Origin of the sequence: Acinetobacter sp. NIPH 2100, assembly GCF_000369805.1 — a bacterium.
In the GTDB taxonomy this organism is placed as follows: Bacteria; Pseudomonadota; Gammaproteobacteria; order Pseudomonadales; family Moraxellaceae; genus Acinetobacter.
The window spans coordinates 2912756-2926412 of the sequence record NZ_KB850224.1 but is presented as its reverse complement, the minus strand read 5'-3'; the positions used below and the strand labels follow the sequence as shown (position 1 = coordinate 2926412).

Sequence of the window (13657 nt, the reverse complement as noted above, 5' to 3'; positions counted from 1 at the left end):
GTTCGTTATTGAACAATAATGAAAATTTGCGGTGCCTTATGCAAACTTCTCCTCAGTCAAATGACAAAATATATGACCTTGCTGTGATCGGTGGTGGTATCAATGGTGTTGGTATCGCAGCAGATGCTTCGGGTCGTGGCTTATCGGTATTCCTGTGTGAAAAAGATGACTTGGCCAGCCATACATCTTCTGCAAGCAGTAAATTGATTCATGGTGGTTTACGCTACCTTGAACATAAAGAGTTTCGCTTGGTACGTGAAGCCTTGGCTGAACGCGAAGTATTGTTGGCAAAAGCACCCCACATTATCCGTCCAATGCGTTTTATCATGCCGCATCGTCCACATTTGCGCCCAGCATGGTTGATTCGTACAGGTTTGTTCTTTTACGATCACTTGGGTAAACGTGAAAAGTTATTGGGTTCGAATAACGTTTATTTTAAAGAAGACAGTCCATTAAATACTGCAATTACTCGCGGTTTTGAATATTCAGATTGTGCGGTAGATGATTCACGTCTGGTTGTCTTAAATGCAATGCATGCCCGTGAAAAGGGTGCTGATATTGTAACGCGTACTCGCTGTTTATCAGCGCAACGTGAAGGTCAATACTGGGTCGTTGATCTGGAAAATGCACAGGGTCAATTCCAGATTAAAGCCAAGGCTTTAGTGAATGCTGCGGGCCCTTGGGTTGCGCAATTCATCAAGCAGGATTTACAGCTTAAATCACCCTATGGCATCCGTTTGATTCAGGGTAGCCATATCATTGTGCCGAAGCTGTATGAAGGTGATAAAGCGTTTATCATGCAGAATGATGACCGTCGTATTGTGTTCGCCATTCCGTACTTGGATCAATATACAATGATTGGAACCACGGATCGCGAATATCAAGGTGATCCTGCACAAGTTAAAATTACTCAAGAAGAGATCGATTATTTAATTGAAGTGAGCAATGCACACTTTAAAAATCAATTAACGCAAGCCGATATTATTTCGACTTTTGCGGGCGTACGTCCATTATGTGATGATGAATCAGATAATCCATCGGCCATCACCCGTGATTACACCTTGGCTTTATCTCAAGAGTCTGCTGATCAAGCGCCATTGCTTTCAGTGTTTGGGGGTAAATTGACGACTTATCGTAAGTTGGCTGAGTCTGCAATGCAGCAGCTGAAAGCATTCTTCCCTGAAATGAAAGACAGTTGGACCGCAACAGAAGCTCTGCCGGGTGGTGAGAATATGGAGTCTGTTGAGCAGTTGATGCGAGAAATTCATGCACAAATCACAGATGCGCCTGAGTTCTTAACAAAACGTTGGGCATCTGCTTATGGTTCACGTGTGTGGAATATCTTGGGCGAAGCAACATCAGTTGAACAGCTTGGACAGCATTTTGGTCAAAGTCTGTATGCAAAAGAAGTGGACTATTTGTGCCGCGTTGAATGGGTAAGCAACAGTCAAGATATTTTGTGGAGGCGGTCTAAATTGGGTCTAAACTTTGCAACGAGTGAAATTGAAAGTTTAGATGCTTATTTAGCCAATAAACCGCATACAACCGTTGCGGCTTAATCGTTTGCAATAAAAAAAGCCCCTTCGAATAAGGGGCTTTTTTTATGGGTATTGATTAGTACTTGAAGCGGAATGCAACGGTGTAATTTGCAGGTGCTCCGTAGAATGCCTGCCCATCGGTAAAGCTGTTTAAATACTTTTTATCAGTCACGTTATTGGCATTGGCTTGAATAGAAAGATTTGGACTAATGTCATAGCTTGCCATCAAGTTCAACAATGCATAATCACTTTGTTTGAGGTAGGTGCTAAAGCTTGGGTCAAAACGGGTGATTTTACTTTGCCATTTCACCCCAGCACCAACTTTCAGTTTTGGCAATTGAGCTGGGGAATAGGTGGTTAATAGATTAAAACTTTGCGTTGGGTTGTAGGTTCTTGCTGCGCCGCCATTTTTCAGATCTTGCAGGCTAAATTGGGTATAGCCGAGAGAAACATTGACTTGATCGGTGAGTTGTCCCGCCAGACCCACTTCTACACCTTGAGAACGAAGATCACTAACTTCAACTCTACGATCGAGAGAAGGGTTGTCAGTTGAGCGAAGCGGGTAGCTATTTTCCTCAGTTCTAAACACAGCCAGTGTTCCAGTAAGCTTGTTATCTAACCAAGAACTCTTAAATCCAACTTCATAGCTTTTACCTTCAATTGGATCTGCAATTTTGCCCGTTGCTTTGTCAACTGAGGTTTGTGGGCGGAAAATCGAGGTATAACTCATATAACCCGTATATTCAGGGGTGAAGTTATAGGTTATACCCGCATATGGCGATACTTTGCTCTCGTCATAACTCATTGGGTCGCCGTAACTTGTACCTTCACTCTTGGCTTGGACGTAGTTTGCACCTAGGGTTAATTTTAAATCATCATTGAGGTGTAGGCGGGTTGCTGCATAAACAGATTGATTACGTTGAGTATAATCTGCTGTTTTTGTGAATGGGCTCCAGATCACACTATTTGGGGTCCAGCTTGCCCAATCAGTAGTACATTGAGCTTTGTATTCATTGTCGCCTGTGCCACGAACACATATTCCAACATTACTGTCTTGGATGTCGCCCACAGTTTGAGCGTCATTTTGTTTGCTCTGGGTGAAGCTGTAACCAACAATCGCTTCATGTTGCTGGTCTAATAGTTCAAATTTTCCATTTAGGTTGAGGTCTACACTATGTTGTTTATTTTTTTCACTAAAGCCTTTAGCAGTAAAATCGACATCAGCACCGTTCGCCATTGGATAACCGTAATAGTATAACAGTCGGCTGTCGCGATTCTTTTCATTGTAGTTGTAGTTTAGGTTGGCTGACCAATTCTCAGAGAGTTTCTGTTTAAGCTCAAAAAATGCATTTCGAGAGGTATTGTCCCAATACGCCCAATCTGGATTTGGATTATAAAAGCGATCATAACTGATTTGTTTACCCGAAGAATCCATCAGAGGTAAAGCACCCCAATTATTGGCATTGGGTTTGTTTTTTTCTTGGCTTGCACCAATGGTAAGTAGGGTGCTATCGGTCAGGTCGGCTTCTAAGATGCCTGCAATACCATTTTTCTCGGACGTGTAGCGGTCTAAGTGTGAGTCTCCAGTCTGCTGAAAACCTGAAAGACGACCGCGGACACTGCCATCGGATAACAGGCTGCCTGAAGCATCTGCTTCATAACGTTGCGTATCCCATGAGCCATAGCTCAGACCCGCATTGGCTTGGAACTGTTTAGTTGGGCGTTTACGGATATAGTTGATGGTTGCACTTGGATCACCAAATGCATTGGTCAGTGCATCTGCGCCTTTAATGACTTCAATTCGATCATAAAAGTAGCTGTCAGGATTGGTGTCATTATAATTCCACCCACCTGATGGGAAGCCAACACCATCGACTAGAATATTTGAGATTTCAAAGCCACGCGCCATATATACCGAGCGCTCAGTTTCTAGCGAATTTACGGTGACGCCTGGGGTGTTATTTAAAACATCTCTTGAACTGGTCAGGCCGAAATCTTCAATTTGCTGACGTGTCACCACATTGATGGTTTGTGGAATTTCTTTGGCTTCAATATTAAGTTTGGTTGCACTTGAACTATTTTTAATACTGTAAGCTTTAGTTTTCTCACTGATGTCACTGTCCTGAATTGCTTGGACTTTGATGGTTGGAAGTTGTTGCGATTCCCCATCAAGTGCATAACTATAAGAACTGATACTGACTAATGTTGAGATAGCCAAAAACAGTGGAGTGCGTTTAAACAGTGGGGAAGAACTCATAGCTACAACCATGTAAATGAGAAATATTATTATTACAATTATTGTTAATATTCGTTAATTTTGCAATTTATTTTAGCTAAAGCTTAATGGGAATACCTAGAGTGGGGCGGCGGGGTGATAGGAATTTTCGAAATTTGGGTAATAAAAAAGGCCACCGAAGCGACCTTTTCTAATCTCCTTAATCCTCTTTAATAAAGAGGGAAACAAAGGTGATTAAGCAGATTTAACAGCTGCTAATAATTCATTTTGACGATCTTTAAGTGCTTGAGGTAAGCGGGCACCAAGTTTAGTGAATAACTCAGTGTGGCTTTCAAGTTCTTTGATCCATTGATCTTTATCTTGTGCTGTTACTGTATTGAATTGCTCTTTAGAGAAGTCAATACCAGTCCAGTTCAGCTGTTCGTAAGTCGGAACATAACCGATTGGTGTTTCAGTCGCTTCAGCACGACCTTCACAACGATCAATAATCCACTCAAGAACACGCATGTTTTGTCCGAAACCAGGCCATACGAAGTTGCCTTCAGCATCACGACGGAACCAGTTTACGTTGAAGATTTTTGGTAATTTATTACCAGCAGCTTCAGCTTTTGCACCAACTTCTTGACCAAGTTGTAACCAGTGGCCGAAGTAGTCAGCCATGTTATAACCTGCAAATGGAAGCATTGCGAATGGGTCACGACGAACAATACCTTGTTGACCAACAGCTGCAGCAGTTGTTTCAGAACCCATGGTTGCTGCTTTATAAACGCCATCAACCCAGTCAAATGCTTCAGATACTAAAGGCACTGTGTCTGCACGACGACCACCGAAGATGAATGCAGAGATTGGTACGCCCGCTGGATTTTCCCAGTCAGCATCAATCGAAGGGCATTGACCCGCAGAAACAGTAAAACGTGAGTTTGGATGTGCTGCTTTTTCGCCTTCAACATAAGGCTGGCCTTTCCAAGTGATCAGGTCAGCTGGAACTTCTTTAGTTAGGCCTTCCCACCATACTTCGCCGTCTTTGGTGACTGCAACGTTGGTGTAGATCACATCTTTATGCATGGTTGCAATACAGTTCGGGTTGGTTTTGGTATTTGTACCAGGCGCAACACCAAAGAAACCTGCTTCTGGATTGATTGCATATAAGCGACCGTCTTCACCTGGTTTGATCCAAGCAATATCGTCACCTACAGTTTCAATCTTCCAGCCTTCGTAACCTGCTGGTGGAATCAACATTGCAAAGTTTGTTTTACCACATGCAGAAGGGAATGCCGCTGCGATGTAGTGTTTTTCACCTTGTGGATTGGTCACACCTAAAATGAGCATGTGTTCAGCTAACCAGCCTTGCTCACGACCCATTGCAGATGCAATACGTAATGCTAGGCATTTTTTACCAAGCAATGCGTTGCCGCCGTAACCAGAACCATAAGACCAGATTTCACGAGTTTCTGGATAGTGAACGATATATTTTTCGTTGTTACATGGCCAAGCAACATCTTTTTGACCATCTTTAAGCGGTGCAGCAACAGTGTGTACACATGGGATAAACTCACCATCAGTACCTAACACGTCATAAACTGCTTTACCCATACGTGCCATTTTAGTCATGCTGACTGCAACGTAAGGTGAATCTGTTAACTCGATACCGATGTGAGCAATGTGGCTTCCTAAAGGACCCATCGAGAAGGGAACCACATACATGGTACGGCCTTCCATTGCACCGTCAAATAATCCATTTAATTTTTCGCGCATTTCTGCAGGAGCAACCCAGTTGTTTGTTGCGCCAGCATCTTCTTCATTTTGCGAGCAGATATAAGTACGGTCTTCAACACGAGCAACGTCAGAAGGATCAGAATTTGCAAGATAAGAACCAGGATGTTTTTCTTGGTTAAGTTTTTGCATGGTGCCGTTAGCGATCATCAAGTCCATAAGACGTTGATATTCTTCTTCGCTTCCGTCACACCATTCGATTTTTGCTGGTTTGGTCAATTTTGCAATTTCTTCCACCCACGCAATTAGCTTAGGGTGACGAACGAATTCTGGTGCGTTCACTTGGGTCATGGTGATGCCTTTTTAAAGTGTGTACGACGTACAAATTCTATCCACTGGATGGCAGTGAGACAGATGAAGTAAAAAAAGTGGCTGTATTAAAGCATAAAATCATAAAAAATATAAGACTAAAGAATAGGTGGGTGTAGAAGGGTGGAAATGTTGATTTTGGTTTATGCATTTGTTTTTTAATAATTTTATTATTCTATATTTTGTTATTTTGTTTTTTTATATGTAATATTTTTTTTATAAATTTTATTAATAATCAGTTATTTAATTTATTTTTAATTTTTTGAGAATTGTTATTGATTATATGAATAATGTTCATTCAAAATTTACATAAACTTGCTTTTATTTGTTGATTTTGTAAACAAAAATAAGCTTATCTAAAGCCTTGAGGTTGATGCGAATGAGTCAAAATTTACAGCCTTTATCTATTATTTATAATCAAAAATCAGGCTTTCATGCTGCGCAGCAAGATGAAGAATATGAACGCCTCATGACCTATTGGACGCAATATGGATTTGAAATTCAGGTTTTTGAGTTAAATCAACAGGTTAATTTTGATGAAATGATGCAGGCTGTATTTGCTAGACATCAGCAGGCAGATTCACGTGGTGTGGTGGTTGCGGCTGGGGGTGATGGAACGTTGAATGCCGTTGCAAAAAAACTTATCCATACTGATATTCCGATGGGAATTATACCGCTAGGGACGTTTAATTATGTCGCACGAGCATTAAATATCCCGATTGATGTTGCTCAAGCGGCAGAGGTGATTGCAACGGGCGTGATACAAGCGGTGCATGTTGCTGCGATCAATGACCAAATTTATCTCAATAATGCAAGTTTGGGGCTGTATCCTTTATTTATAAAAAAACGTGAATTGTATAATCAACGGCTTGGGCGTTTTCCGTTGAATGCCTATACATCGGGTTTGGACGTGCTGCTGCGTGAATCTAAGTCTTTAAAGTTGGCGGTTATTGTGGATGGTCAAAAATACCCAGTTGCCACACCTTTGATTTTTTTTGGCAATAATCAATTACAGCTCAGTGATATGAAATTAAGAATTGCCGAGTGTGCTGCCAATGGCAAGCTTGCAGGGGTGGTGGTTGCTAAAAGTGATCGTCTCAGTTTATTAAAAATGTTATGGAAATTGATTCAGGGCAAAATTGATCAGGCTTCAGATGTGTATTCATTTTGTGCTGAACATATACAGGTCGATTGTAAAAAGCCAAAATTAACGGTTGCCGTAGATGGAGAACTTATGGAGATGCAAACTCCATTAAAATTTTCAGTGAAGAAGTCAGCGTTAAAAGTGATGGTTCCGCATGTTATTACACCTGTCTGATCTGCATTTTGGAACGGAACGTGAAGTTTGTATTGAAGCGATCAAGCAGTTTTGTCAGCAGCACCGCCCTGAAGCGGTGATTGTGAGTGGTGATCTTACCCAACGTGCACGCTTGAAGCAGTTTTATGCATGTCGACAATTTTTAGATTCCCTCAATCTTCCTTATCTGGTGGTGCCTGGCAATCATGATATTCCGCTTTATCATGTCTGGAACCGTTTCTTTTCTCCTTTTGTGCGTTATCAGGCCTTCTTTGGTCGTTTGGAGACAACGCTGGAAACGGCGCATTTTTATATTGTTGGGATGAATAGTATCCGTCGGCGCTATCATACTAGAGGACATATTTCTCTTGAGCAAATTCATGAGGCTTATGAGCAGTTAAAAAAAGCGCCAGCCAATAAAATCAAACTGGTGGTTTTCCACCAACCCTTTTATACCTTTCCAAATGAGCATGGTGATAAGGATTGCCCTGTGCTAGGAAAAATTGCTTTAGAGCGTTGGGGGGAAACAGGGTTATTTGGTTTATTACATGGACATTTACACAAAGTGGCTGTCCATGATTTAAATCAAATTTTTCACTTGGGTTTTGATCATCCGATCTTTGATATTCATGCTGGAACAGCAACTTCAAATCGATTGCGTTTTGGATTTTCGAATAGTTTTAACGTGATTTTGGAGGATGGTGCGATCGAACATTATTGGTTTGATGAGTCGCTTAAAATATTTGTGAAATCCCAAACTGTTGTTTAATTCGGCATCTATAGATTTCGATGTTTAAAAAATCATCTATAAGTAGAATTTTTTTTCATTCTCCCCTTGAAGCTATTTTTTTTAACCCCACAAAAGTGGCATATCAAAATTTTATGTATTGCCATGAATTGGCGATACGCATTAATCAAAAAGACTAAGTCTGATGGAGTTAACTATGAGCAACATTCGTCCATTACATGATCGTGTTGTGATTCGTCGCGTAGAAGAAGAAACTAAAACGGCTGGTGGTATTTTACTTCCAGGTTCTGCTGCTGAAAAACCATCTCAAGGTGAAGTTATCGCAGTAGGTAATGGTCAAATCACTGACAATGGCGTTCGCGCTTTAGACGTTAAAGTTGGTGATAAAGTATTGTTCGGTACTTATGCAGGTACAACAGTAAAAGTAAGCGGTGAAGAACTCTTGATCATGAAAGAGTCAGATATCTTAGCTGTACTTGAAGGCTAATCGATACATAACTCACAAATTAATCAGATACAGTATTTAAAAAGATTCGGAGTTAAACATGTCAGCTAAAGACGTAAAATTTGGTGATTCAGCTCGCTCAAAAATGATTGCAGGCGTAAATACACTTGCAGATGCAGTAAAAGTTACTTTAGGTCCTAAAGGCCGTAACGTTGTCATCGACCGTTCTTTCGGTGCGCCACACATCACTAAAGATGGTGTAACAGTTGCAAAAGAAATTTCTTTAAAAGACAAGTTTGAAAACATGGGTGCTCAACTTGTTCGCGAAGTTTCTTCTAAAACAAATGACATCGCAGGTGACGGTACAACAACTGCAACTGTACTTGCGCAAGCAATCTTAAATGAAGGGATCAAATCAGTGACTGCTGGTATGAACCCAATGGATTTAAAACGTGGTATCGACATCGCAGTTAAAACTGTTGTTGAAAATATCCGTACCAATGCAAAACCAGCTGATGATTTCAAAGCAATTGAACAAGTAGGTTCAATCTCTGCGAACTCTGATACCACTGTTGGTAAACTGATCGCTCAAGCGATGGAAAAAGTAGGTAAAGAAGGTGTTATCACTGTAGAAGAAGGTTCTGGCTTCGAAGACGCTTTAGACGTTGTAGAAGGGATGCAGTTCGACCGTGGTTATATCTCTCCATACTTCGCGAACAAACAAGATACTTTAACGGCTGAACTTGAAAATCCATTCATTCTTCTTGTTGACAAAAAAATTGGCAACATCCGTGAGTTGATTACTGTATTAGAAGCTGTTGCTAAAACAGGTAAACCTCTTCTTATCATCGCTGAAGATGTTGAAGGTGAAGCGCTTGCTACACTTGTTGTGAACAACATGCGCGGTATTATCAAAGTATGTGCGGTTAAAGCACCTGGTTTTGGTGACCGTCGTAAAGCAATGCTTCAAGACATCGCGATCTTAACTGGCGCGACTGTCATTTCTGAAGAAGTAGGTATGTCTTTAGAGCAAGCTTCTCTTCAAGATTTGGGTACTGCGCACAAAATCACGGTATCTAAAGAAAACACTGTGATCGTTGATGGTGCTGGTAATGCAGCGCAGATCGCTGAGCGTGTTCAACAGATCCGTGCGCAAATCGAAGAATCAACTTCTGAATACGACAAAGAAAAACTTCAAGAACGCGTTGCTAAATTAGCAGGCGGTGTTGCAGTCATCAAAATTGGTGCAGCAACTGAAGTTGAAATGAAAGAGAAGAAAGACCGTGTAGACGATGCACTTCACGCAACTCGCGCAGCGGTTGAAGAAGGTGTTGTTGCAGGTGGTGGTGTTGCACTGGTACGTGCTGTTAACGTATTGGATGGCTTAAAAGGCGCAAACGAAGATCAAACTGCCGGTATCAACATTTTACGTCGTGCGATCGAAGCACCACTTCGTCAAATCGTTTCAAATGCTGGTGATGAGCCATCAGTTGTCATCAATGCTGTTAAAGCGGGCGAAGGTAACTTCGGTTATAACGCTGCAACTGGTGAATATGGCGATATGTTAGAAATGGGTATTCTTGACCCTGCTAAAGTAACGCGTTCAGCACTTGAACACGCAGCTTCTGTTGCTGGTTTAATGTTGACAACTGAATGTATGATCACTGATATCCCAGAAGATAAAGTTGCTGCTCCAGATATGGGCGGTATGGGTGGAATGGGCGGCATGATGTAATTACATCTGCGTCTAGATAAGAAAAATCCCTGCTTAGGCAGGGATTTTTTACGTTTGTAGAATGGTAAAAGCCAAGATAAAACGCTATTAATACGCTAATTCATATTTATAACTTTAAAAATTTAATAGAACATAACTCGGTTGGAGCGTATATACATGTATAAATCTTGCTGTTTCATCTTGGCATGTAGCCTATTGGGGCTTCAAGCTCATGCAGAAAGCATTAAAGAATCTTTTACTGGGGAAACCAAAGTCTTTTTGAATATCTATGGATTTGCTGCCGATATTGATGGAGGGATTGGCTATCAAGGTTTGAACTATCAACTGGATCAACCCTTCAAAGATACAGTTGATGCACTTGATCAGGCACTCATGGGACATTTAGAAATAAATAAAGGCAAGTGGGGGATTTTCTCTGATATTCAATATGTAAAAACTGAAGAGAAAAAACAAGTTTATGCATTTCCTGCGGTTTTATCGACTAAAGTTAATCTGAGTAATTTAGGTATTTATTATCGAGCCTATGAACAATTTCCTCATGGTCAGGGTTTGGTCATTGAGCCTAGTTTAGGTGTGAATTATACCGATTTAGAAGGTGTGTTAGGGGCGTTGGGCAAGCAAGTTTCTGTTGGAGAGGATTGGTATGAATATTTTGGTGGAGTAAGGCTTCGCTATAATAATGATTCACCTTGGAATCTTGCCGCTCAATATACCTACGGTACGGAACAGACCCAAATCGCACAGGCATATTTAGGTTATCGTCAAAAAATATTTACAGCACCTGTAAACTTTAGAGTGGGCTACCGTTATGTATCGCAAGACTATAAAAATGGTAGTTTTAAATGGGATACGGTACAACAAGGTCCTGTCATTGGCATCGGGGTTGGATTCTAAGCTGATCAAATAAATGACGAGAAGAAAGAGTCATCCTGTTTCTTCTCGATATCAAAATTATTTCAATAAAATAATCATCCACGTAAAGAAGATAATTGCTAAAGAAACAAATTGCGCAGCACTACCCATGTCTTTGGCATTTTTAGACAATGGATTTCTTTCCAAAGATACACGATCTACAACAGCTTCAATGGCTGAGTTAAAAAGCTCGACAATAATCGCCAATAAACAGACAGCAACCATCAGGGCCTGTTCAACCGCTGAGACATGTACGAAAAAGCTAATCGGGATCAATATTACATTGAGCAACAGGATTTGTCGGAAGGCTGCTTCATGGTGAAAGGCAGCTTTAAAGCCAGCAATGGAATAGCCTGTGGCATTTAAAATCCGCTTAATGCCACTTTTGCCTTTATAGGGAGAGTATTGCGTCATTAGGATGAAGGAATTGCAGAAAGTATTATTATAAGAGCAAAGATGTTGCAGTAAATTGGCAATATGTCGCATGCGTGTACGAATCAAGACGGTTTTCTGCCAGCTAATCTTATCAGCGTTGCATTTATGAATTGTCAATTCGGATAAGGCTAAGGATAATAAGCACAGGTCTATTGAGGGAAAGTTCTGCATGAAAATTATCGCAGATGAAAATTTGGCATTTACCGATTATTTCTTTGCGGAATTTGCAGAAATACAGCATCGAGCAGGGCGGACACTGACACATCACGATGTGCAGGATGCCGATGCACTTTTAGTTCGCTCCGTCACCAAAGTGAGTCATGCCTTAATTGATCAGACTAAGATTAAATTTGTGGGTAGTGCCACCATTGGAACTGATCATCTTGATATTCAAGCCTTAGAACAACAGCATATTGCGTGGAGCAATGCGGCGGGTTGTAATGCGCAAGCGGTTGCTGAATATGTGATTACCGCTTTATTACATTTAGATATCGATTTATTAGAGCAAAATAGCGCATTTACGCTGGCTATTGTCGGTTTGGGTAATGTGGGTAAACGATTGGCGGCCATGGCCCAAATTCTCGGTTGGAATGTAATTGGCTATGATCCTTATGTGCAATTAGCAGGTATTGAAAATGTCTCTTTTGCTGAGCTGTTAGAACGTGCCGATGCAATTTCAATTCATGTGCCTTTAACCTTATCGGGTGATTTTCCCACACAGCATTTATTTGATGCAGCTGCTTTAGCTGCAATGAAACCATCCGCTATTTTAATCAACAGTGCGCGTGGTCCAGTGATTCAACAGTCTGCATTAATGGCTGATATTGTTGCGACGCAGCGTCAAGTCGTTCTCGATGTCTTTGAGTTCGAGCCTGAAATTTCTGAGCAATTGTTAGATTTACTGGCTTTGGCAACACCGCATATTGCGGGTTATAGTCTGGAAGGTAAGGCCAGAGGGACGCAGATGATCTATGAGGCTTTTTGCCAGGTATTTGCCTATGAGGTGACAAAGCGATTCGAGAGCCAGTTGCCAAGTGTTGAACAGTATTTCGGGCAGCAAGATGTAAAAGCAGCGCTTAAACAGCATCTGACTCAGATTTATGATATTGCTGTCGATGATCAACAACTTCGTGCCTGTATCCAAGATGGTAAAGTAGAACAAACAGCATTTGATTTACTCCGAAAAAATTATCCTTTGCGCCGTGAATGGGCTGCACACGGTGGACCACAAGCATGAACCAAGTAATGAAAACCTACCAACCGACCTGTTCACTTGAAGCGCTGAAAGTACGTGCGGAGATGTATAGCAAAATTCGCCAGTTTTTTGCTGCGCGTGAAGTGCTTGAAGTGGAAACACCCATTCTGTCGCAGGCGGGTGTGACGGACGTACATTTGGCCTCGGTTCAGGTGCAGCGTCATATTCATGGCAAACTAAATACCCAGTATTTACAGACTTCACCAGAGTTTCCAATGAAACGGTTATTGGCAAGTGGCAGTGGGGCAATCTATCAAATCTGTAAAGTATTTCGTGACGATGAACATGGTCGTAAACACAATAGTGAATTTACTATGCTGGAATGGTACCGACCGGGATTAGATTTAAAAGGATTGATGCATGAAACTGCGGATCTGTTAGAAACATGCTTGGCACAGCGCTTTGGTGAAATTCGTCCAGTTGTTCTCAGTTATAAGCATGCTTTTCAGGATCGTTTGGATATTAATCCTTTACAGGCGACCGTTAAGCAGCTTAAAGATACAGCGAATCGTGTGGGTTTGAATCTTGATTTAGGTGATGATCGCTTGGCCTATATGGACTTGTTGTTTTCGCATTTCGTTGAGCCAAGTTTAGGCTTTGATGCACCTGTATTTTTAACGGATTTTCCACCTGAAATGGCTTCATTGGCAAAAGTAAAACAGGATGAAGATGGAGAACTGGTTGCAGCACGTTTTGAGGTTTATATCGAAGGTTTAGAACTGGCAAATGCCTATGATGAACTTTTGGATGCGTCTGTGCTGGCTTCACGTTTTGAAGCGGATAATGCAGAACGAACCCAGCAAGGTTTGCCTGTAATTCCAACCGATCAGTATTTGTTGGCTGCTTTGCCGAATATGCCAGAGTGTTCAGGTATCGCTTTGGGAATTGATCGTTTACTGATGGTTGCCATGAATCAAGTCAAAATTGATCAGGTCATTGCATTCCCAGCAGAGATTGCCTAAGGCTTTCTTTAT

Annotated in this window: 11 protein-coding genes; 8 read left to right on the top strand and 3 right to left on the bottom strand. The window is 41.3% G+C overall.

Features of this window, described 5'->3' with window-relative positions; genetic code table 11:
* Positions 1-38: 38 nt before the first annotated feature.
* Positions 39-1559, top strand: a complete 1521-nt coding sequence (glpD, locus tag F887_RS04490) for a glycerol-3-phosphate dehydrogenase (RefSeq protein ID WP_005296123.1) — start codon at positions 39-41, stop codon at positions 1557-1559.
* A 55-nt stretch (positions 1560-1614) separates the two neighbouring features.
* Here glpD and F887_RS04495 read toward each other — a convergent pair whose 3' ends face one another.
* Both F887_RS04495 and F887_RS04500 read right to left on the bottom strand, forming a co-directional pair.
* A complete protein-coding gene (locus F887_RS04495; RefSeq protein WP_005296121.1) occupies positions 1615-3807 on the bottom strand; it encodes a TonB-dependent siderophore receptor in 2193 nt (730 codons plus the stop codon).
* Positions 3808-4008: 201 nt separating this feature from the next.
* Positions 4009-5838, bottom strand: coding sequence for a phosphoenolpyruvate carboxykinase (GTP) (locus tag F887_RS04500; protein WP_005296119.1), 1830 nt, complete (start codon positions 5836-5838; stop codon positions 4009-4011).
* Positions 5839-6235: 397 nt separating this feature from the next.
* Between F887_RS04500 and F887_RS04505 the strand changes: the two genes are divergently transcribed.
* The 5 genes from F887_RS04505 (at position 6236) to F887_RS04525 (ending at position 10975) form a co-directional block, all read left to right on the top strand.
* Entirely contained in the window at positions 6236-7174 is a 939-nt protein-coding gene (locus F887_RS04505) for a diacylglycerol/lipid kinase family protein (protein WP_005296117.1), read from the top strand.
* The gene (locus tag F887_RS04510) at positions 7155-7922 is read left to right on the top strand and encodes a metallophosphoesterase family protein (RefSeq protein ID WP_005296115.1); all 768 of its coding nucleotides are present in this window, start codon (positions 7155-7157) and stop codon (positions 7920-7922) included. Before F887_RS04505 ends, F887_RS04510 begins: the two co-directional genes overlap by 20 nt.
* Positions 7923-8097: 175 nt before the next feature.
* Complete coding sequence (locus F887_RS04515; RefSeq protein WP_004652030.1) at positions 8098-8388, top strand: co-chaperone GroES; 291 nt, start codon at positions 8098-8100, stop codon at positions 8386-8388.
* A gap of 58 nt (positions 8389-8446) precedes the next feature.
* Positions 8447-10081 carry a chaperonin GroEL gene (gene groL / locus F887_RS04520; RefSeq protein ID WP_005296113.1) on the top strand — a complete coding sequence of 545 codons (1635 nt, stop codon included), beginning with the start codon at positions 8447-8449 and terminating at the stop codon, positions 10079-10081.
* A 156-nt stretch (positions 10082-10237) separates the two neighbouring features.
* The gene (locus F887_RS04525) at positions 10238-10975 is read left to right on the top strand and encodes a porin family protein (protein ID WP_005296111.1); all 738 of its coding nucleotides are present in this window, start codon (positions 10238-10240) and stop codon (positions 10973-10975) included.
* Positions 10976-11032: 57 nt separating this feature from the next.
* Here the strand turns inward: F887_RS04525 and F887_RS04530 are convergent, their stop codons facing one another.
* A complete protein-coding gene (locus tag F887_RS04530) occupies positions 11033-11407 on the bottom strand; it encodes a diacylglycerol kinase (protein WP_005296109.1) in 375 nt (124 codons plus the stop codon).
* Between the two features lie 190 nt (positions 11408-11597).
* Between F887_RS04530 and F887_RS04535 the strand changes: the two genes are divergently transcribed.
* Complete coding sequence (locus tag F887_RS04535; protein WP_005296107.1) at positions 11598-12665, top strand: 4-phosphoerythronate dehydrogenase; 1068 nt, start codon at positions 11598-11600, stop codon at positions 12663-12665.
* A complete protein-coding gene (gene epmA, locus F887_RS04540) occupies positions 12662-13645 on the top strand; it encodes an EF-P lysine aminoacylase EpmA (protein WP_005296105.1) in 984 nt (327 codons plus the stop codon). Before F887_RS04535 ends, epmA begins: the two co-directional genes overlap by 4 nt.
* Positions 13646-13657: the final 12 nt, after the last annotated feature.